This window comes from Rhodococcus sp. NPDC060086, from assembly GCF_042730275.1.
Classification (GTDB): domain Bacteria; phylum Actinomycetota; class Actinomycetes; order Mycobacteriales; family Mycobacteriaceae; genus Rhodococcus.
In genome coordinates this window covers 164971-185210 of sequence record NZ_JBHWWZ010000004.1, presented here as the reverse complement: position 1 = coordinate 185210, position 20240 = coordinate 164971, and the positions used below count along the sequence as shown (strand labels likewise).

General features: G+C 66.8%; 17 protein-coding genes. 4 read left to right on the top strand and 13 right to left on the bottom strand.

Annotated features, from left to right (window positions below; genetic code table 11):
- Positions 1–93: 93 nt before the first annotated feature.
- Both sucD and sucC read right to left on the bottom strand, forming a co-directional pair.
- Positions 94–996, bottom strand: coding sequence for a succinate--CoA ligase subunit alpha (gene sucD, locus ACFWB0_RS04875; RefSeq protein WP_378489299.1), 903 nt, complete (start codon positions 994–996; stop codon positions 94–96).
- A 15-nt stretch (positions 997–1011) separates the two neighbouring features.
- Positions 1012–2181 carry an ADP-forming succinate--CoA ligase subunit beta gene (gene sucC / locus ACFWB0_RS04870; RefSeq protein ID WP_378489298.1) on the bottom strand — a complete coding sequence of 390 codons (1170 nt, stop codon included), beginning with the start codon at positions 2179–2181 and terminating at the stop codon, positions 1012–1014.
- A 487-nt stretch (positions 2182–2668) separates the two neighbouring features.
- Here sucC and ACFWB0_RS04865 point away from each other — a divergent pair, with 487 nt between their 5' ends.
- On the top strand, positions 2669–3643 hold the full coding sequence (locus tag ACFWB0_RS04865; RefSeq protein ID WP_378489297.1) for a M23 family metallopeptidase: 975 nt from the start codon (positions 2669–2671) through the stop codon (positions 3641–3643).
- 88 nt (positions 3644–3731) lie between these two features.
- On the opposite strand, the gene pcrA is transcribed toward ACFWB0_RS04865, so the two are convergent.
- Positions 3732–6098 carry a DNA helicase PcrA gene (gene pcrA, locus ACFWB0_RS04860; protein ID WP_378489296.1) on the bottom strand — a complete coding sequence of 789 codons (2367 nt, stop codon included), beginning with the start codon at positions 6096–6098 and terminating at the stop codon, positions 3732–3734.
- A 233-nt stretch (positions 6099–6331) separates the two neighbouring features.
- On the opposite strand from pcrA, the gene ACFWB0_RS04855 reads away from it, so the two are divergent.
- On the top strand, positions 6332–6631 hold the full coding sequence (locus ACFWB0_RS04855) for a chorismate mutase (RefSeq protein ID WP_378489311.1): 300 nt from the start codon (positions 6332–6334) through the stop codon (positions 6629–6631).
- A 25-nt stretch (positions 6632–6656) separates the two neighbouring features.
- Here ACFWB0_RS04855 and ACFWB0_RS04850 read toward each other — a convergent pair whose 3' ends face one another.
- Positions 6657–8108 (bottom strand): NAD-dependent succinate-semialdehyde dehydrogenase, encoded by a 1452-nt coding sequence (locus ACFWB0_RS04850; protein ID WP_378489295.1) that lies wholly within the window; start codon positions 8106–8108, stop codon positions 6657–6659.
- A gap of 75 nt (positions 8109–8183) precedes the next feature.
- Here ACFWB0_RS04850 and pgi point away from each other — a divergent pair, with 75 nt between their 5' ends.
- Positions 8184–9818: a glucose-6-phosphate isomerase gene (gene pgi, locus ACFWB0_RS04845; protein ID WP_378489294.1), complete on the top strand. Its 1635-nt coding sequence runs from the start codon at positions 8184–8186 to the stop codon at positions 9816–9818.
- 6 nt (positions 9819–9824) lie between these two features.
- On the opposite strand, the gene ACFWB0_RS04840 is transcribed toward pgi, so the two are convergent.
- The 3 genes from ACFWB0_RS04840 to ACFWB0_RS04830 form a co-directional block, all read right to left on the bottom strand.
- The gene (locus tag ACFWB0_RS04840) at positions 9825–10613 is read right to left on the bottom strand and encodes an FAD:protein FMN transferase (RefSeq protein WP_378489293.1); all 789 of its coding nucleotides are present in this window, start codon (positions 10611–10613) and stop codon (positions 9825–9827) included.
- 95 nt (positions 10614–10708) lie between these two features.
- A complete protein-coding gene (locus ACFWB0_RS04835) occupies positions 10709–12331 on the bottom strand; it encodes an acyl-CoA dehydrogenase family protein (protein WP_378489292.1) in 1623 nt (540 codons plus the stop codon).
- Positions 12328–12960, bottom strand: coding sequence for a TetR/AcrR family transcriptional regulator (locus ACFWB0_RS04830; RefSeq protein ID WP_378489291.1), 633 nt, complete (start codon positions 12958–12960; stop codon positions 12328–12330). The genes ACFWB0_RS04835 and ACFWB0_RS04830 overlap by 4 nt, the downstream gene beginning before the upstream one ends.
- Positions 12961–13040: 80 nt before the next feature.
- Between ACFWB0_RS04830 and ACFWB0_RS04825 the strand changes: the two genes are divergently transcribed.
- Positions 13041–14345, top strand: a complete 1305-nt coding sequence (locus ACFWB0_RS04825; protein ID WP_378489290.1) for a hypothetical protein — start codon at positions 13041–13043, stop codon at positions 14343–14345.
- Between the two features lie 3 nt (positions 14346–14348).
- Here ACFWB0_RS04825 and ACFWB0_RS04820 read toward each other — a convergent pair whose 3' ends face one another.
- The 6 genes from ACFWB0_RS04820 to ACFWB0_RS04795 form a co-directional block, all read right to left on the bottom strand.
- Positions 14349–14867, bottom strand: coding sequence for an RNA polymerase sigma factor (locus ACFWB0_RS04820; RefSeq protein ID WP_378489289.1), 519 nt, complete (start codon positions 14865–14867; stop codon positions 14349–14351).
- A 52-nt stretch (positions 14868–14919) separates the two neighbouring features.
- Positions 14920–15222, bottom strand: coding sequence for a hypothetical protein (locus ACFWB0_RS04815; protein WP_378489288.1), 303 nt, complete (start codon positions 15220–15222; stop codon positions 14920–14922).
- Between the two features lie 22 nt (positions 15223–15244).
- Positions 15245–15619 (bottom strand): hypothetical protein, encoded by a 375-nt coding sequence (locus ACFWB0_RS04810; protein ID WP_378489287.1) that lies wholly within the window; start codon positions 15617–15619, stop codon positions 15245–15247.
- 97 nt (positions 15620–15716) lie between these two features.
- Positions 15717–16730 carry an Hsp70 family protein gene (locus ACFWB0_RS04805; protein ID WP_378489286.1) on the bottom strand — a complete coding sequence of 338 codons (1014 nt, stop codon included), beginning with the start codon at positions 16728–16730 and terminating at the stop codon, positions 15717–15719.
- A gap of 125 nt (positions 16731–16855) precedes the next feature.
- A complete protein-coding gene (locus tag ACFWB0_RS04800; protein WP_378489285.1) occupies positions 16856–18253 on the bottom strand; it encodes a GTPase in 1398 nt (465 codons plus the stop codon).
- Positions 18254–18291: 38 nt separating this feature from the next.
- Entirely contained in the window at positions 18292–20148 is a 1857-nt protein-coding gene (locus ACFWB0_RS04795; RefSeq protein WP_378489284.1) for a dynamin family protein, read from the bottom strand.
- Between the last annotated feature and the right edge of the window lie 92 nt (positions 20149–20240).

Below are 20240 nucleotides of genomic sequence, written 5' to 3'. Positions count from 1 at the left end.
CACGAGGCTCACTGGGAGGTACGCGTATGACCGGGACGCCCCGCACTGCCCAGCCCGAGGGCGCCGCGGTGGAACTGCTCAGGCGCTACAGGCTCAGAGCGAAGCCAGGATCTCGCGCGCGAGGGCAGCGGTCTCGGACGGCGTCTTGCCGACCTTGACGCCTGCAGCCTCGAGGGCGTCCTTCTTGGCCTGGGCCGTACCCGAGGAGCCGGAGACGATGGCGCCTGCGTGGCCCATGGTCTTGCCCTCGGGAGCGGTGAAGCCCGCGACGTAGCCGACGACCGGCTTCGTGACGTTGGCCTTGATGTAGTCGGCAGCGCGCTCCTCGGCGTCGCCGCCGATTTCGCCGATCATCACGATGACCTTGGTCTCGGGATCCTTCTCGAACGCCTCGATGGCGTCGATGTGGGTGGTGCCGACGACCGGGTCGCCGCCGATACCGATGGCCGTCGAGAAGCCGTACTCGCGGAGCTCGAACATCATCTGGTAGGTCAGCGTGCCGGACTTGGAGACCAGGCCGACCGGGCCCTTGCCTGCGATGTTCGCCGGGGTGATGCCGACGAGCGCCTCACCGGGGGTGATGATGCCGGGGCAGTTGGGGCCGATGATCCGGGTCTTGTTGCCCTTCTCGACGTTGTAGGCCCACGCGTACGCGGAGTCCTGCACCGGGATGCCCTCGGTGATGACCACGAGCAGCGGGATCTCCGCGTCGATGGCTTCGACGATGGCGTCCTTGGAGAAGGCCGGGGGGACGAACGCGATCGAGACGTCCGCGCCGGTCTCCTTCATGGCCTCGGCGACGGTGCCGAAGACCGGCAGCTCGACGGCATTGCCATCCTTGTCGGTGTGCGAGACCGTCGTGCCGGCCTTGCGTGCGTTGACGCCACCGACGACCTGGGTGCCGGCCTTGAGCATCAGCGCGGTGTGCTTGGTGCCTTCGCCGCCGGTGATGCCCTGGACGATGACCTTGGAATCCTTGGTCAGGAAGATTGCCATTGTTCTGTGTGTCCCTTACTTCGCGGCGAAGGCGAGCTCGGCGGCCTTGTCGGCAGCCTCGTCCATGGTTGCGACGACCGTGACCAGCGGGTGAGCGGCCTCGGCGAGGATACGCCGACCCTCGTCGACGTTGTTGCCGTCCAGGCGCACGACGAGCGGCTTGTTGGCCTCGTCGCCCAGGGTCTTCAGGGCACCGACGATGCCGTTGGCAACCGCGTCGCACGCGGTGATGCCGCCGAAGACGTTCACGAACACGCTCTTGACCTGCGCGTCGTTCAGGATGACGTCGAGGCCTGCAGCCATGACGGCAGCCGAAGCGCCGCCGCCGATGTCGAGGAAGTTGGCGGGCTTGACGCCGCCGTGCTTCTCGCCGGCGTAGGCGACGACGTCCAGGGTCGACATGACCAGGCCTGCACCGTTACCGATGATGCCGACCTCGCCGTCGAGCTTGACGTAGTTGAGGTCGTTCTCCTTGGCCTTGAGCTCGAGGGGGTCGGTGGCGTCCCGATCCTCGAATGCCTCGTGGCCGGGCTGACGGAACGCAGCGTTCTCGTCCAGCGTCACCTTGCCGTCGAGCGCCAGGATCTGGTCGTCGGGGGTGCGGACGAGGGGGTTCACCTCGACGAGGAGAGCGTCCTCCTTGATGAACACCTCCCAGAGCTTCTGGATCGTGTTGGCAGCTGCGTCGAGCACCTCTGCGGGCAGCTTGCCCGCTTCGGCGATCCGGCGGGCGAAGGCGAGATCGACACCCTTGACGGCATCCACCTGGATCTTCGCGAGCGCGTCGGGGTTCTCCTCGGCGGTGACCTCGATCTCGACGCCACCCTCCACCGAGCACATGGCCAGGTAGGTGCGGTTGGTGCGGTCGAGCAGGAAGGAGATGTAGTACTCCTCCGCAATATCGCTCGCCTCTGCGACCAGCAGCTTCTTGACGACGTGACCCTTGATGTCGAGGCCGAGGATGTTCTCGGCGTGGGTCTGAGCGTCGTCGGCAGTGGCGGAGTACTTCACGCCACCAGCCTTGCCGCGGCCACCGACCTTGACCTGCGCCTTGACCATCACGGGCTTGCCGATTTCCTCGGCGATCTCGCGGGCACCGGCGACGGTGTCGGTCACACGGCCGGCCGAAGTCGGCACGTCATGCTTGGCGAAGAGTTCCTTCGCCTGGTATTCGAAGAGATCCATCTGCTCACCGTCTCGTCTGCGTTCTCGCCCGCTCGGGGGTAATGAGCGGGCCGATTTCGGACTCTAGTTTCTCGGACGACCTGCGAAACGACCGCGCCCGCACTCTGTGGCGCACATCACCGAATCCGCAGGTCTCGTACTACCTCACGGGGTTACCTCCGGGAAGGTAGCTGGACGACAACCGAGAGGACCACCTCGTCCAGAATGACAGGTGGTCGATGCCACATGACGACCGGCACCCGACGGGGGATCCGGTGGTCGCGCACACAGCAATCTGCCGCACTTGCCGATCACATCTGCAACCTCAGCGATATCCGAGGGTTTCGATTCGTGACCTCGGGGGAATGGCCCGATTCGACCTGGTCCACACTGTGATGCCAGTCACATAAGGGCCTGGTTCGGTCCTACGGCTTGCCACCTACGCGACCGTTTCGTTACCGTCTCATCCAGTTGAAGTAACGATGAGGTCACGATGAAGGAGGACGGCATGCGTCCAGGCAGCCAGATCACCGGCAGCCCCGCTCGCCGCTCCACCCCCGAACCGGAGGCCTGGGATCCGTGGGCCTCGTCCGATGCCCCACACTTCCGCGATACCCCGCACTTCCGCGATACCGACTTCCGCAACTCCGGTAAGGCACAACCCACGTACTACGGCAGCGAGCCGGTCGAGGACGTCAACTCCCCCGCGCCCCGTACAGGTGCCCACCGCATCCCCACACCCCCCACCGCACTCAAGGGTCGCGCAGCCGTCTTCGCGGTTGCCGCCGGCGCTGTCGTCGCCGCCGGACAGGCCGCCAGCAGCAATTCCGGCTCGAGCCCCGAGACTTCCGAGATCGCACTCGCCGCCGACACCGCGAACTCGAGCACGCTCACCGCGACGGCCGTGCCGCAGGCTGCACAGTTCGCCTCCGATTCCACGAGTGGCGGCGCAGCGGCCTCACAGGCGCCTCAGGTTCTCAACATCGCGGATCCCAACGACCTGTCGCAGTTCTCCAATCTTCTCGCCAAGGGCCAGCGTTTCAGCGAGGAGCGGGCAGCGCGCGAAGAGGCCGCCCGTCGCCCCCTGTTCGCTCTGCCTGCCGTCGGCGCCTTCACCTCGAACTACGGAGCCCGCTGGGGCACCCTGCACGCGGGAGTCGACATCGCGGGCCCGATCGGTACCCCGATCCTCGCGGTGGCCGACGGTGAGGTCATCGACTCCGGCCCGGCATCGGGCTTCGGTATGTGGATCCGCTTACTCCATGCCGACGGCACGGTCACCGTGTACGGGCATATCGACCAGTCGATGGTGAGCATCGGCCAGCACGTCATGGCAGGCGATCAGATCGCCACCATGGGCAACCGTGGATTTTCCACCGGCCCCCACCTGCATTTCGAGGTTCACCTCAACGGCGTCGACAAGATCGACCCCATCCCGTGGCTCGCGACACGTGGCATCGCCCTCGGTTTCAACCGCGACTGAGCCCGATCCTCGGCACTCCGCCGGCACAGCACGACACCACTGCAGCAAAAGCACTGCAGTAAGAGCACTGGCAGTAAGAGCACTGCGCTCAGAGCTTGGTCATCGGCACACCGCCGACCAGCATCAGCCGCACCTTGCCTGCACTTCCGAAGTCGATGACCACGGTCGCCGTGGGCCCGGCTCCCTTGGTTTCGAGCACCGATCCCAGTCCGTACTTGTCGTGCGTGACGCGATCGCCGACGGCGAGCACGAGATGATTGTTCCGCCCCCGTGCGGCACCGAAACTCGGAGTTGCCGAACGTGATTCGCCGTCCGAGAATCGTGAGCCCGTTCCCGAACCGATCGACATTCCCCGCGTCGGCCCCGGATCGGTCCGGCGCCAATCGACGAGTTCTTGCGGAACCTCTTGCAAGAAGCGTGATTCCGGGTTGGTCACCGGCTGCCCCCATGCCGAACGCAGCACCGCCCGAGAGAGATAGAGACGACGACGCGCGCGGGTGATCCCCACGTACGCGAGGCGCCTTTCCTCGGACAACTCGGCCGGGTCGCCGAGTGCACGCATGTGCGGGAATTGCCCGTCTTCCCAACCGGTTACGAACACCACCGGAAACTCGAGGCCCTTCGCGGTGTGCAGCGTCATGAGCGTGACGACGCCGTCGTCGTTGTCGGGGAGCTGGTCGGCATCGGCCACCAGCGACACCTTCTCGAGGAACGCCGCGAGTGAACCCGGAGCAGGCTCCCCTTCTTCGAGTTCCACCTCGACCACGCCGGCTGCGTTGCGGGCGTCAGAACTGAATTCTCGTGCGACGCTGACGAGTTCGTGCAGGTTGTCGAGGCGGGTGCCGTCCTGGGGGTCGTCGCTGGCGGCAAGTTCGGCGCGGTAGCCGGTGCGTTCGATGATCGCCTCGACCACGTCGCCGATGTCGGCCGCGTCGTTTCCGTCGGCGTCGGTCTCGCTCAACATCATCCGCAGGTCGTCGAGCATACCGACGAAGCCTGCGATCGCCTTCTGCGCGCGCGTGTTCAGCAACGCGACGTTGCCTTCCGCCGCGTCGAGCAGTGCCTGCCCGAAACTCACACCGTGCCGTTCTGCGTGGACGGCGACACACGCCTCGGCGCGATCGCCGATACCGCGCCGAGGGGTGTTGAGGATCCGACGCAGACTCACGGTGTCGTGGGGGTTGTCGAGCGCCTTCAGATAGGCGACGGCGTCGCGCACCTCCTTGCGCTCGTAGAAGCGCACTCCCCCGACCACCTTGTAGGGCACACCGTGACGGATGAACACGTCTTCGAAGGGCCGGGAGGCGTTGTTGGTGCGGTAGAAGACCGCAATGTCGGAGTACTTGACCTCGCCGGTGTCGACCAGCCTGTCGATCTCGGAGGCGACGAATCGGGCTTCGTCGTGCTCGTTGTCGGCCACGTAGCCGGTGATCGCTTCTCCTGCGCCTGCGTCGGTCCACAATCGCTTCTCGCGGCGCCCGGTGTTGCGGGAGATGACGGCGTTCGCGGCCGACAGGATGTTCTGCGTCGACCGGTAGTTCTGTTCGAGCAGGATCGTGCGGGCCTGCGGGTAGTCGCGCTCGAATTCCTCGATGTTGCGGATCGTCGCGCCGCGGAACGCGTAGATCGACTGGTCGGCGTCGCCCACCACACACAGTTCGCTCGGCGGAACAGCGGCCGGTTCGTCGGGATCGCCCACCAGTGTGCGCACGAGTACATACTGCGCGTGGTTGGTGTCCTGGTATTCGTCGACGAGAACGTGACGGAAGCGACGACGGTAGTACTCGGTGACCTGCGGATGCGCCTGCAGGAGCGCGACCGTCTCGCCGATGAGGTCGTCGAAGTCGAATGCGTTGGCCGCACGCAACCGCTTCTGATACTGCGCGTACACACTCGCGACGAGTTTCGGGAGCGGAGTGGGATCGGAGCTCGCGGTGGCGGTGGCCTCGTCCGGGCCGATCAGTTCGTTCTTCAGGTTCGAGATCTGGGTGGCGAGCAGCCGGGCGGAGTACTTCTTGGTGTCGAGCTCGAGATCTTTCGCGATCATCGTCAGCAGGCGACGGGAGTCGTCGGAGTCGTAGATCGTGAAGTTGGAGTTCATGCCGGTCAGCAGTGCCGATTGCGCCCGGAGAATCCGCACGCAGCTCGAATGGAACGTCGAGACCCACATCGAATGCGCGCGCGGCCCGACGAGGCCTGCGACACGCTCGCGCATCTCGGCCGCGGCCTTGTTGGTGAACGTGATGGCGAGCACCTGCCCGGGTGCTACACCGCGCTCGGCCAGCAGATACGCGATCCGGCGGGTGAGCACGGCCGTCTTACCCGAACCTGCTCCGGCGACGATGAGCAGCGGTGCACCTTCGTGGGTGACCGCTTCCCGCTGTTGCGGATTGAGACCCTCGAGGAGGGCGTCGGAAGCGGGGAGCGAATGGGCGAGCGCTGCAGGAGTGTTCATCGTCTTCCCAAACTACCGGACGGGTCGGACATCGAATCCGACTTGGCCGCGAGGTGTCCGAGTGGCAAACTGGACGCTATGTCATGTGTCCTTCGTTCGGCCGAGCTGCGATCGTACGGTCGGTTTCGCGTCTCGACCACCGACGTTTCCCGATTCCGGTAACAGCCCCCGTTTCCCGGACGATTTCAGAGCTGACGCGAGGAGATGACATGAGTACGAACATCGACGCTTCCATGTCCGACGGAGCTGCCACCCCGAACGGTGTCGCAACCGACCCCGTGCCCACCACCGAGGCCGAGATCGATGAGCTCCGCCAGGAGATCGACCGCCTCGACGCGGAGATCCTGGCCGCCGTCAAGCGCCGCGCCGAGGTGTCCCGCCTGATCGGCCGTACGCGCATGGCCTCCGGTGGTACCAGGCTCGTCCACAGCCGCGAGATGAAGGTGCTCGAGCGCTTCAGCGAGCTCGGCCAGGAGGGCCACACCCTGGCGATGCTGCTGCTGCGCCTCGGCCGGGGACGCCTCGGCCACTAGTCCCGGTCACTGCAAGACGGTCGGTTCACTGCAAGGCGATGTACTTGGTATCGAGGTATTCCTCGATACCTTCGCTTCCGCCTTCCCGGCCGAGTCCGGAATCCTTGACACCGCCGAACGGCGCGGCCACGTCGGAGACCACTCCGCGGTTGACGCCCAGGATGCCGGAATCGATCGCGTCCGAGAGGCGCAGCGCTCGGTCCAGATCGTTGGTGAAGGCATACGCCGCCAGCCCGTACTCGGTGGCATTGGCGGCTGCAATCGCTTCGTCCTCCGTGTCGAACCCGCTGATCGCGGCGACGGGCCCGAACACTTCCTCGCGCAGGATGCGGGCCTGCTGCGGGACGTCGTCGATCACGGTTGCGGGATAGAACCATCCCGGACCGTCCGGGACCTGACCGCCGAGGCGCACTCGTGCACCGGCCGAGACCGCGTCGTCGACGAGTTCGATGACGGTGTTCCGCTGGGATTCGTTGATCAGGGGTCCGAGCGTCGTGTCCGGGTCGGTGCCGGGCCCCATCCGGTAGGTCGACATCCGTTCGAGCAGCTTGGTGACGAATTCTTCCTTGACGGAGTTCGCGACGTGGAATCGGTTCGCGGCGGTGCAGGCTTCGCCGCCGTTGCGGAGTTTCGCGGCCACGGCGCCGTCGACGGCAGCGTCGAGGTCGGCGTCGTCGAACACCAGGAACGGTGCGTTGCCGCCGAGTTCGAGTGAGGTGCGCAGCAGCGACCGGCCTGCGGCTTCGGCAAGTGAGCGGCCCACCCCGGTCGATCCGGTGAAGGTGAGCTTCCGCAGCCGCGGGTCCTCGAGCAGGGGTCCGGTGACCGCGCTCGCGTGGGACGTCGGTAGCACCGACAGCACGCCTTCGGGAAGACCTGCCTCGGCGAAGATCTGTGCGAGCAACAGCAGCGTCAGCGGGGTTTCGGATGCGGGTTTGACCAGCATGGTGCAGCCGGCCGCGAGCGCGGGGCCGATCTTGCGGGTGCCCATCGCGAGGGGGAAGTTCCACGGTGTGATGGCGAGGCACGGCCCCACCGGCTGCTTCGTGACGAGGATGCGTCCCGTCCCGGCCGGGGACTGGGTGTAGCGACCGGCGATGCGGACCGCTTCCTCGGAGAACCATCGCAGGAACTCGGCGCCGTAGGCGACTTCGGATCGGCTCTCGGGGAGCGCTTTGCCCATCTCGAGCGACATGAGGTGGGCAAAGTCGTCGGCACGCGCGGTGATCTTTTCGAACGCGCTCCGGAGGATCTCGCCGCGCTGACGCGGAGGGGTCGCCGCCCAGTCGCGTCCGGCCGCCACGGCCGCGTCGAGTGCTCTGGCGGCGTCACCGGGCGAAGCATCTGCCACTCGGGTCAGTTCGTCGCCGGTGGCCGGATCGCGGACGGCGAAGGTGGCACCCCCTTCCGCGGCTACCCAGCGGCCGCCGAGGAACAGGTCTGTGGGAAGGGAACGGATCAACTCTGCGGTGTCCATTTCCTTATAATGCTTGATAGGACACCGTTCGTCATCAACCCGGCGGTAACCGCAGGTGAGAGTTAGTCTTCTCGCATGATCGACATCACGTCCACCGTCGAATGGCAGCAACTCGCCGCGCACCGGACGGAGGTCGAGTCGATACATCTGCGGGACCTCTTCGAGCAGGACCCTCAGCGTGCCATCCGGATGCACACCTCCGCGGGTGATCTGGCGATCGACTACAGCAAGCATCGGATCACCGACCGAACCCTCGAGTTGCTGCTCGATCTCGCGCGGGCCGCACAGATCGAGGACCGCCGCGACGCGATGTTCGCCGGCGAGCGGATCAACGTGACCGAGGACCGCTCGGTCCTGCACACCGCCCTGCGGCTGCCCCGCGGGTCGTCGCTGGTGGTCGACGGCGAGGACGTGGTCGCGCAGGTCCACGAGGTGCTCGACGCAATGGGTGCGTTCACCGATCGCGTGCGTTCGGGTCAGTGGCGCGGCGCCACCGGTGAACGGATTTCGACGGTCGTCAACATCGGAATCGGCGGCTCCGATCTGGGGCCGGTGATGGTCACCCGCGCGATGCGGCACTATGCCGACGGCCCCGAGGTGCGGTTCGTGTCGAATGTGGATCCGGCGGATCTGAGAGCGCGGCTCACCGGACTCGACCCCGCGTCGACGCTGTTCGTGGTGGCGTCGAAGACCTTCTCGACACTCGAAACCCTCTCGAACGCGACAGCCGCGCGACGATGGTTGATCGCCGCGCTCGGAGACGACGCGGTCGCATCGCATTTCGTCGCGGTTTCGACGCATCGCGAACGGGTCGCCGAGTTCGGGATCGATCCGGCGAACATGTTCGGATTCTGGGATTGGGTGGGTGGCCGCTACTCAGTGGATTCGGCGATCGGGCTGGCGGTGATGTGCGCGATCGGCCGAGAGCGGTTCGGGGAATTCCTGGCGGGTTTCCACACGATGGACACTCATTTCCGCACGGCACCGCTGGAAGAGAACGCGCCGGTTCTGCTCGGGATGCTGGGCCTGTGGTACACGAGTTTCCTCGGCGCGGAGTCGCGGGCGGTGTTGCCGTATGCCAATGATCTGGTGCGGTTTCCGGCGTATCTGCAGCAGCTGACGATGGAGTCGAACGGCAAGTCGGTACGGGTCGACGGGTCTGCCGTCGAATGCGCGACCGGTGAGATCTTCTGGGGTGAGCCGGGCACGAACGGGCAGCACGCGTTCTATCAGTTGTTGCATCAGGGCACGCATCTGGTGCCCGCCGATTTCATCGGGTTCGCACGGGCACTCGACGACCTACCCGGCCTCGACGGCAACGGATCGATGCACGCGATCCTGATGGCGAACATGCTGGCGCAGTCGAAGGTGCTGGCGTTCGGGAAGTCTGCGGAGCAGATCCGCGCCGAGGGCACCGCGGATGTGCTCGTGCCGCACAAGGTGATGCCCGGCAATCGGCCCTCGACGACGATCCTCGCGCCGCAACTGTCGCCGTCCACCCTCGGTCAGCTGATCGCGTTGTACGAGCACCAGGTGTTCGTACAGGGTGTGGTGTGGGGTATCGATTCGTTCGATCAGTGGGGCGTGGAGCTGGGAAAGGTCCAGGCCACAGCACTGCAGCCGGCATTGTCCGGCGGCGACGAACCCGCAACCGGCGACACCTCCACCGACGCACTCATCCGGACGTACCACCGGATGCGCGAAGAGTGACGCGTATCAGGCCGCGCGCGGATCCGACCAGGTCGGCGTCGTGTGGATCCGCCCCCTCGAATCGATGAGCCGGCCCGGGAGTTCGTACTGTTCGAGCCAGGACAGCGCCCCGATTCCCCGGTGCAGGGCCGTCGCCGCAGCGGCGTCCGCCCACACCGCATCCGCTGCCATGACGGTGACCGTGCTCCACAACTCCTCGTCACCGGCCGTTGCCCGCGAACTCATCGCGGCACCTGTCGGGAGCTCGACGATCCCGTGGTCGGGCAGCGACACCTGCCACCCGCCCGCCGGGCAGTGTCCTGCTGTCGCGATCGTCTCCCCCATCTGCACCAGGACCCCGCATTCGAGGACGGTCGCGACGAGCGTCGCCGCCCTGTCGGCGACGTCGGCGTGCGCGGTGGCGGTGATGTCGAGGCTCGCGCCCCACGGTGCGAGGACCGTGTCGTCGTCGAGCTGCACGTCGAGATAGCGCGGAATCGGATGGATCGGAGGCACCGACTTCTCGTCGAGCATCGCGTCGTCGCCCGCAACGGGATCGACCGCGCCGTCGGTCATCCGCGCGGCCCACAGCGCCGACCGCAGGAGTGCTGCCAGCCTGGGGCTCACGCGCACCGGTGTGCCCTGGGCCAGGTTCACGGCGTGGATCTCCGCGTCGCCGCGTTGCAGGTCGCATGCGGCCGCGGATTCTGCGATCACTGACCGCACGAGCTCTTCGGCTTCACCGAGTGCCGCGCACTCGGTGACTGCCAACGCGACGTCTTCCCCCCACCCCCGCCACTGCGTGCTGCTGATCATGACGGGCACCACCCGCAATCGTTTCTGGGACGTTGGTTTCCAGTATGCCTTGAATATTCGCGCCGGTCAGGCACCGAAATTGAGTTCAGCAGTCGTCAGATTCGAGACAGTATGCCCGCGGTGTCGACTCCTGTGGGCAGAGTGCCCAGTGCGATTCCCCAGTCGGAATCGAGTCGGCTCGCGCAGAACGCGTCGGCGACCGCCGGATGACCGTGCCGGACCAACTGGGCGCCCTGCAGCACCAGCGCCATGAGTTCGACGATGCGTCGGGCGCGGTATTCGATGTTCTCGAAGTCGGCGAGTTCCTTTCCGACGCGGGAGATCGCGTCGTCGAGTCGGCTGTCGGCGCCCTGCGCCAGTCGGACCTCGGAGAAGAACGCTTCGACGCTGTCGGGTTGTTTGACCATCGCGCGAAGTGCGTCGAGTGCAGCGACGTTGCCCGAGCCCTCCCAGATGGACATGAGCGGTGCCTCCCGATACAACCGCGGCATGCCCGAGTCCTCGACGTAGCCGTTGCCACCGAGGCATTCGAGTGCTTCGGCGCTGTGCGCGGGGGCGCGTTTGCACACCCAGTACTTGGTGATCGCCAACGCGATCCGGCGCAACGCCGCTTCCTGGTCGTCACTGCCCGCGCGGTCGGTCGCTCCGGCGAGCCGCATCATCACGGTGGTCGCCGCCTCGGATTCGACGACGAGATCGGCGAGGACGTTGCGCATGAGCGGCTGGTCGATGAGCAGCGCACCGAACGCCTTGCGGTGACGCGCGTGGTGCACGGCGCGCAGCGTCGCCGCCCGCATGCCGGTCGACGAACCGATCACGCAGTCGAGCCTGGTCATGTTGACCATCTCGATGATCGTGCTGACGCCGCGGCCCTCCTCCCCGACGAGCCAACCGATCGCGCCCTGGTATTCGATCTCGGACGACGCGTTGGACTTGTTGCCGAGCTTGTCCTTGAGACGCTGGATGTGTATGCGGTTGCGGCTGCCGTCCGGCAGTACACGCGGCAGCAGGAAACACGACGAACCGGTCTCGGTGTTCGCCAGGGTCAGGAACAGGTCGGACATCGGCGCCGAGGTGAACCACTTGTGCCCGACGATCGTGTGGGTGCCGTCGGCGTTGGGGGTCGCGGTCGTGGTGTTCGCGCGGACGTCGGAGCCGCCCTGTTTCTCGGTCATGGACATGCCCGCGATGAGACCGCGCTTGGACGACGGTTCGCGCAGGCCGAAGTCGTAGTGGGGGGCAGCGAGGAGCGGTTCGTAGAGCGCGGAGAGCTCGGGGTTGTGCCGCAGCGCGGGGATCGCGGCGTAGGTCATGGAGATCGGGCACATGTGCCCGGCGTCGGCGTGCCCCCACACGGAGAACTTGGCGGCGCGGGCGACGTGCGCGCCGGGGCGGGTGTCGCGCCAGGGTGCGCCGTGCAGGCCGTGCTCGACGGCGACGGTCATCAGATCGTGCCAGTGCGGATGGAATTCGACCTCGTCGATCCGGTTTCCGTACCGGTCGTGAGTGTGCAGCACCGGCGGGTGCTCGTCCGCGAGCCTGCCCCAGGTCTGCGCCTCGACGCCCCCGGCGAGTGCGCCGAGCTCACGGACCTCGTCCTCCGCCCAGGCCGCGCCCTCCCTGTGGAGTCCTTCGAGCAGGGACAGGTCGTCGGCCGCCTGGTACGGCACCAGGTCGGGGGCCTGGTTGAACACGTCGTGGGTGGCGGGGAAAGTCATGGTGGCGCTCCTTCGTGCCGGTGCGGCGGGATCGGGCCTGCGCCCGATGCCCGCAGCGCGAGGGTGACGAGATCGGGGACGGTGGTGGTGGTGGACGCGACGCCGGCCCGGAGCGGGCCGGTGAGGACTTCGCCGACTGCCCCGACGAGGGCAGCGGCCACGAGCTCGGGATCCTGCGGGGGAAGCTCGCCGGTGGTCACGCCGTGGCGGATCGCGTCGGCGAAGGCACCGGCGAAGGCGCGACGGAAGACGAGGCGCTCGGCGTCGACAGCAGCGTCGACGGGTTCGGCGAGCAGCGCGTAGGCGAGGGTGGGTTTCCGCAATGCGCGGGAAGCGAACGTCTCGACGACCCGCACGACACGCTCGGCGGCCGAACCCGCGGAGGCGACGGCCTCGACTGCGTCGACCTCGCGGCGGCACTGCTCACGGAAGACTCGGATCATGAGATCGGATTTGTCGGTGAAATGCCGGTAGACGGTGCCGGTGGCAACCCCGGCCTGTTCCGCGACGGCAGCGATGGACAGCCCCTGGTACCCGTGTTCGGTCAGCAGTGCGACCGCCGCGGATGCGATCGAATCGCGTTGCGCGTCGAGTCGTTGCTGCACAGCAGGGGTACGACGGTAGGCCACATCAAGAATTGAACCTTGATTCATCACTTGGGTCAAGAGAGTCGATACCTGGACAGCGAGTCGGAGATACCGTCGTCTTTGTGAATCGTCGCAACGACCGGACCGTCGAGGACAACGTCGGCCATAAAACCGACCGCCTCACCGTGGTGGACGAACTGTTTCTCCACCGGCACCGAGGGCTCGGCCTGCCGTCGGTGATGCAAGGCCTGTGGCGCACCGACGACCACGTAGGAGCACCCCTGCTCATCTCGCTGCACGACGCGTTGTCGCACGGCCCGCTGGGGCGGCGGGTCGTGCGCTCGAAGGTGCCCGGTGCCCGCCCCCGCTTCGAACCCACCGCCGTGACGTACCCCTTGCGCTACACCAACGATGCTCTCGGCGAAGGCGAGATCCTCGGCTGGGCCGATACCCAAGCGGAGATCGACCTCGACCCCGTGCGCGCACCGGGCTGGGCGCTCGGCGCCGCACCCACCGCAGACGGCGGCACCGTCGTGTCGCTCGTGTGCTCGCACGTCCTCACCGACGCTCGCGGACTGATCGAAGCAGTGGCCGATGCCCTTGCCGGGAAGATCGACGCCACCGAGAACGACGGAGCGTCCGACGCCCACGACTCCGATCTCCGCGACGCCCTGAGGCTCACCGGCCGGGTCGCCAAGGGACTGCGCAACGTCCGCTTCGGACGCCCACTCGGCAGCGCCCCGGCCTCTCCACCGACCCCACCTTCGCGACCAGTGCGGTCCAAGGCCCGCACCGCACTTGTCGATGTCGATGCCGCCGCATGGGACGATGCGGCGAATACCGCAGGCGGAACCCCCAACTCACTGTTCCTCTCGCTCACCACCGGCATCGCCCGACGCGCGGGGATCACGCTGCCGCTGCGCATCGCGGTACCGATCGACAAACGTGACACCGCCACGATGTCGAACGGGGTGACGATGACGGAGGTCGTCGCCGACGACGGCGACACGCCTGCAACATTGCGCACCAAGGCCTCGGCGGCCTATCGCACCCCGCCCGAAGGTGCTCCGTACGGGATTCCGGAGGAGATCCTCCAGCTGATGCCCGACCGGCTGGCCGCGCGCCTGGCCCGCGGGGCAGGAGAACGCGATCTGCTGTGCTCGAACATCGGCCGCACGCCGCCGCTGCTCGACACGTTCGGTCCGCATCGCAGCGGTGGTGTCGCCATGCGCGCCATGCATCCCGGTCTCGAGAAGCTGGAGGTGTCGACACCGACAAAACTGTCGTCGTACCTCAGCCGCAACCGCAACATCTATTCGCTCGCACTGGTCGCGCTGGACGAGGACGCATTCCCCGACGGAGCGACGTTGCGCCGGTGCCTCGACGACGAACTCGCCGCGCGAGGTCTCGAGCCTGTGCACTGGTGAGAGTCAGGCCGTCGGGGCCAGTGCCTCCACCAGACGTGTGCGCGCACGATTGATGCGGCTCTTGACGGTCTGCACCGGGATTCCTTGATGTTCGGCGATTTCGGCATAGCTGAGCTGCGCGTATTCACGGAGCACGACCGCGGAGCGATACTCGTCGGGCAGCTCTGCGAGCGCGCGGCGCACGGCGTCGACATCGACGACGCGATCGGCGACCGAAGGTTCGGAGCTTGCACCGAGGTCGATCTCGTCGACCGTGACCTCCCGACGCCGACGCACGGTGGCCAGGGCCGCATTCGCTGCGATGCGATGCAGCCACGTACTGAACTTCGCGGCGCCCCGGAACTTGTCGAGGTTCTGCCAGGCCGCCGTCAACGCGTCCTGGAGCGCGTCCTCGGCGTCGTGCCTGTTTCCGGTGATCTGGAGGCACACCGCCCAGGTCCTGGTTCGATAGGCGCCCACCAGCTCACCGAACGCTGCAGTGTCGCCGGCGCGGCACCGCTCGATCAGCTCGTCGTCATTCATCTACTCCCCCACGTCGTGGCGGTAGAGTACCGCCTTCGACCTCGGCCGGTGTTCACCATCCCTGGTCGAGCTCGTCCGGTCCATCGGAGCCGGAATTACCCAGGTCGATATCGAGGTCGTCGTACATGTCGGAGGTGTCCTCATCCCACGGGGACACACCGTCGTCCTGAATGATGCCGTCGCCGTCATCGAGCTCGGATACCGGCTCGGGTACGAGTTCGGAGGCGACGACCGCCGCGTCCGGGTCGACCGCCGCTCCCACAGCGGCCTCCCACAGATCATCGGGTACCGGTTCGAGGACACTGTCGGGAGACAGCCCCAAGGCCTCCCACAGAGAGACGTCCGAGTCGTTCATCGCATCACCTTCCCGGAGTCGGTCACATCAGGTCGGTCGAGTCGGGCGACCCTGCCGATCCGGTGTCGGGTTCGAGTGTGTAGACCTCGTCGGCATAGCCGTCCTGGTCGTAGTCGACACCCATGACGTCGGCCACGCCGTCGCCGTCGACGTCGATCATCACCGTGTCGACGATACCGTCGCCATCCATGTCGAAATTGCCTTCGTCGATCACGCCGTCCTCGTTGTGATCGAACAGTGCGCCATCGATGCGGCCGTCGCCGTCGAGGTCGACATACAGGGTGTCGGCCACCCCGTTGCCGTCACGGTCGACCGCGCCGTCGCCGAGTGCGGGGTTCGCGATCGGTCCCTGCTCCGACGTGGATCCGGGTCCGACACCGTAAGGATTCTGCGCCATCATATCCTCGTTTCTCGCTGCTCACCGTGCTGACAACAATGAGATGCCACGGCAACCGCAAATGTTCCCGAGTGACGACAATCGGTCGGAACGAGAACTACGACCAGTGCTCGGCAACCACCGTCGGCTGAGCGGTCGACGGGGTCGTTCCGGTCCCGTGAGCAGCGGAGTTCTCCGGAAGCCCGCGCACCGCGGCGAGGGCCACACCGGCCACGACCAGAGCGCCTGCCACCGCGATCCCCACGGGTCGAATCCAGCCGATCGCGCGGACACGCAGACTCCGTCTGCTGTTCTCGGCCACGATCAGTGCACCCTCTGCCACCACTGCGGGATTGTTCGGTGTGGCGAGAGACCCGAGGTGCGCCAATCTTCTGGTCAGCAGTGGGATCCGCGCCGAGCCTCCGGTGGTACAGAGGACGCCGAGTTCCTCCACCCCGAATCCGGCATCGGTCAATGTGCCCCACATCGTCTCGACCACGCGGTCGATGTGCGGCGTGATTGCCGCATCGAAGTCCTCACGGGTGAGCGTCACGGTGTGGTCGCAGCCGTCCAGCGTGACGACGATCGTGGCCGTGTGCTCGTCGGTCAACGATTCCTTGGCGCGCCGCGCCTGCTCGTCGAACTCGCGGTGCACGCCCAGCGGCGCCTGTTTCAGCTGCGTGGCGAACCCGGGGTCGCGCGTGGTGAAGACCTCCTCGGCCCATCTGCGGACGGCAGCGTCGAGGGTACGTCCACCGAGGGTGCCGTCACCTCGGGCCTCGACCACATCGAACCCGCCGGTGTCGGTCACGACGACGACGGCCGTATCGAGTGAGGTACCCCCGACGTCGCACACCGCGAGGACCGTCCCGCGCCGGAGCGTCCTGCCCTGGGTGCAGTACTCCACCGTTGCCCGCGCCTCGGAAACCGTCATGATCGTGCGCGCATCGATTCCCGCCCGCGCCGCGGCGTCGGCGAGCGTCCGTACCTGCTGCTCCGACCAGGAATCCGGATGAGTCAGGACCACGACCTTCGGACGTTGCCCGTGATGTGCGGTGAGAGTCCGCTCGTACACAACTTCGAGGGGCCGGACCGCATCGTCGACAACCAGCGACTCGACCGTCCCGCGCACCGGATTAGTGTGCGCAGCAACAGTATTCGATGCACCGAAATCGATCGACAGAATCCAGCCGGACAACGAACCCCCTCTACGAACACACCGTTTCGTCCGACATCATGCCCTATACGATTCTGTTATCAACCGTGGGTCCGCCAGATGGTGGTATAGGCCCGGGTGAGCACCGTCAGGGCCGCATCCTCGGCAGCGGTGGACGCGGTCAACGTGCGTTGCTGAACGGCCGCGAGCCGCTGCGCCGCCGCGTCGCGGATCGCACCCGGGGGGGCCGACGCGGGCATCCGCAACCGCTCTGCGAACGTCCGACCACGCAACAGGTCGGCCAACTCCGCGACCAGCGGCGCCGACGGATCCGCGCGCAACAGCGCCCGCAACGCCCGCAGCAACAGCACCGGAGTCAACGCAGGATCGTTCTCCAGCCCGAATGCGATCGACCGGATGTGCTCCCGCGCGGGATGACTGTAGGCGAGCGAGTCGATCTCCTGCAGGATCCGACCGGCACGTTGCAGCACCGCGTATTCGCGCAGCGAAGTGTGCAGCACCTCGCGGAGACGGCCGATACCCGACCGTTCGGTCAGCCAGGCCCCCAGCGCGTGCGCACCACCGGTGGCCACCTGCCGTCCGTGCACGAGCCCGTACTCGCCGACGAGGTCGAGCAGTCGCTCGACGGTCGGTGCATCCACCGGCATCGGGTCGCCGACATCGATGATGTCGAACAACTCCCCACCGGGCGGACCCGCCAACGAACGCAACGCCCGCGCATCGGTCTCGGTGAGCCGGCCCGTGTGGCTGGTCTCCGCCAGCAGTCCCGCGACGGGAATCACCGAGCCGACGAGTCCGGGCAACTGGCCGGCCAGCACCGCGGCATGTTCGGCGGCGTGGCCGAGCGGATCGCGTCGGCCCAACGCTCCCTCACCGAATCCGTCGGCGCGCGAGAGCACCCCGAGCGTCGTCAGCGGGGTGAAGCCGAGCTGGTGCAGGAAGTCGACCTCGTCGGCGCGCGGTGCGGAATCGAACAGGAAGATCGCCGCGTCGGCATCCACCGATGCCGTGCGGGTCTGTTCGTATCCGTCGATCAACGCGCGCCGCGTCGTGGCAGCGTTGTCGACCGTCAATGTCGCAAGCCCCGGCGTGTCGATGAGGGTGATCTCCGACAGCGACTGGGACGGCAGAAACCGCTGCACATAGGCGATGTCGGTGGGCGGGAAGGCCGGTTCGACGGTGCCCCCGAAACTCAGGGGCTGTGGGACGACGCTGCCGTCGAGCTTGACCACCTCGGCGCGCGACGGCGCCCCGTTGCTGTAGACGGTGACGACGTTGGTCGCCTCCAGCGCGGCCGTCTCCGCCAGCGGCGCACCGATCAGCGCATTGACCAGCGTCGACTTACCTGCCTTGAGACGACCGACGACGACGATGCGCGGCGGCGAGAACAGGATCGCCCCGATCCGCGACGCGTGCGACGGAAGGTCGCCGCCCAGATTCGCGAGGGAATGCAATGCCGACTCGATTCGAGCGTGCACCGGGTCGTTGCTTCGCGGGGAGCCCCCGCCCTGATACATCAACTCTGTAGCCCTGAACTCAGCGTCCCCGAAGCCTGGGACCCCGCAAGCAGCTTCTCGATCGCGTCGATCCGGTTCTGCACGATCTTCCGGTTCTTCGCCAACCGCTCGAGGGTCTTCTCTCGGGTCGCGGTGTCGAGCCGGGCCGCTTCCTGCGCTTCCTTCAACTGGCTCTGCAGATCGTCGATCCGGGCCTTGAGGTCGTCGCGGTGGCGCAGCACTATCTCCGGCCGCCCCACCGACAGCGCAGACTCGAGCATGCGTGAACTGCTGGTGCGGGTCGCGGCCAAGGTCTCACGCAACCAGTTGAGCAGGTTGGTCTTTCCCGTCCGCATCGCCTTGTAACCGAGATTGACAGCCACCCACACCACTCCGGCCACGGCACCGACACCGATGACCGCGCCGAGCATCGATGTGCCGATCATGCCCATCGTCAGCACACTCGGGTCGAGCAGTCCCTGACGCTTCGAGCCGACCTCTCCCGCGCTGATGGTGCCCGTCTGCATCCCAGCCCACACGAGTTCGCGGATCTCCGACCACTGCGGTGAATTCGGGCCGAACAGTTCCGCAACGATCGCTTCGAGGCGTTCGAGGAACACCTGCGCCGCCGATTCCATTGCCGCGAGCAGATCGGTCTGCATGTCGGCGGTGAAACTCTGTGCGCTGCGCCGCATCACCTCGAGCGACGACTTGTTGACCCGAGTGGTCCACTGCTGTCTGATCCGGTCGAGTTCCCCGTCGAGGTGGGTCAGCGCGGCCTGGCGGGCCAGCGTCAGATCACGAGCGAGGTACTGCTCCCACTGCTGCGACCGATTCTTCAGGTCCTGCAGACGATCGCATTCCGCGGTGAGATCGGCGGTGGCGGTGGCGCTGTCTTCGACGACCGCGATATCCGAGGCAACCCGTTCATCGACGCGACGAAGCCCCTCGAGGAGGGTGCGAAGCGTATCCGCCTGGGGCAGTTCGGCTCTCTCGTCGAGCAGGACATCGATCTGCTCGCGCAGTTCGATGATGCCCGACGCACGTTCGGCTCGATCCCTCGCAGGACCGGGTGGCATCTGCGCGGCGAGTCCGGCACGCAGGCTCGACACGCCCAGCACCGGTATCTGCCGCTGCAGGTGACGTTCGATCAACATGCGGTCCTCGGCCACGATCGGACGCCACCGTCGCAGGTTCTTGTCGGTCTTGGTGACTGCGACGACCACCGATTCCACCGACGCGGACGCATCGCGCAGGAAATTCATCTCGGGTTCGGTCAGGGGTGTGGAGGCGTCACACACCATCACCAGAACGGAGGCCTGGCGTGCCGACTGGGTCGCGAGCGCCGTGTGAGAGGCGACGAGCCCACCGGAACCCGGGGTGTCCACGACGACAGCACCGCCGAGCACCGGCCGCGCGATCGCGACGACCGCGCCGGTCGGCAGGTCTTCGATCGTGGGATCGGAGACGCGCGCACCGGTGCTCGTGATCCAGTCCGGGAGTTCGGCGCGGGCGATCGGCACGCTCCGATCGGCGTACAGCAGTTCAGCGGATCCCGGTGGGTGCCGATCGTCGGGCGGAACGAACCGCACCGCTGCGGACGTCGTGGTTTCGACCGCGGACGGCGACGCATCGAGTTCCCCGACGAGCGCGTTGACGAGCGCGCTCTTACCGCGCTGCACCTCACCGACCACGACGACGGTGCGACGCTGCACAGACGCCTTCGATTTGGCCAGGGCGAGGTCGGCCGTGGCATTGCGGCCGTAGGCGCGCAGCACCTTCACCGACGCCTCTACCAGCACATCCACGTCGACAACCGCAGAACCGGTCGTCGTTGCAGTGGAGTGCGCAGGCTGCGTGGTCCGGGTCCCTGTCACCAACGCCTCCTCTCCTGCATCGGACGCGACATTATCGGACCCGGGAAAACCGGGCATTACCGGACATGCGCGTCCTCCACCGACCCCCGCTG

What these genes read in the sequence shown, in the direction of transcription:
- sucD (WP_378489299.1), bottom strand. Translation starts at nt 996, where the DNA reads ATGGCAATCTTCCTGACCAAGGATTCCAAGGTCATCGTCCAGGGCATC.
- sucC (WP_378489298.1), bottom strand. Translation starts at nt 2,181, where the DNA reads ATGGATCTCTTCGAATACCAGGCGAAGGAACTCTTCGCCAAGCATGAC.
- ACFWB0_RS04865 (WP_378489297.1), top strand. Translation starts at nt 2,669, where the DNA reads ATGCGTCCAGGCAGCCAGATCACCGGCAGCCCCGCTCGCCGCTCCACC.
- pcrA (WP_378489296.1), bottom strand. Translation starts at nt 6,098, where the DNA reads ATGAACACTCCTGCAGCGCTCGCCCATTCGCTCCCCGCTTCCGACGCC.
- ACFWB0_RS04855 (WP_378489311.1), top strand. Translation starts at nt 6,332, where the DNA reads ATGTCCGACGGAGCTGCCACCCCGAACGGTGTCGCAACCGACCCCGTG.
- ACFWB0_RS04850 (WP_378489295.1), bottom strand. Translation starts at nt 8,108, where the DNA reads ATGGACACCGCAGAGTTGATCCGTTCCCTTCCCACAGACCTGTTCCTC.
- pgi (WP_378489294.1), top strand. Translation starts at nt 8,184, where the DNA reads ATGATCGACATCACGTCCACCGTCGAATGGCAGCAACTCGCCGCGCAC.
- ACFWB0_RS04840 (WP_378489293.1), bottom strand. Translation starts at nt 10,613, where the DNA reads ATGATCAGCAGCACGCAGTGGCGGGGGTGGGGGGAAGACGTCGCGTTG.
- ACFWB0_RS04835 (WP_378489292.1), bottom strand. Translation starts at nt 12,331, where the DNA reads ATGACTTTCCCCGCCACCCACGACGTGTTCAACCAGGCCCCCGACCTG.
- ACFWB0_RS04820 (WP_378489289.1), bottom strand. Translation starts at nt 14,867, where the DNA reads ATGAATGACGACGAGCTGATCGAGCGGTGCCGCGCCGGCGACACTGCA.
- ACFWB0_RS04815 (WP_378489288.1), bottom strand. Translation starts at nt 15,222, where the DNA reads ATGAACGACTCGGACGTCTCTCTGTGGGAGGCCTTGGGGCTGTCTCCC.
- ACFWB0_RS04810 (WP_378489287.1), bottom strand. Translation starts at nt 15,619, where the DNA reads ATGGCGCAGAATCCTTACGGTGTCGGACCCGGATCCACGTCGGAGCAG.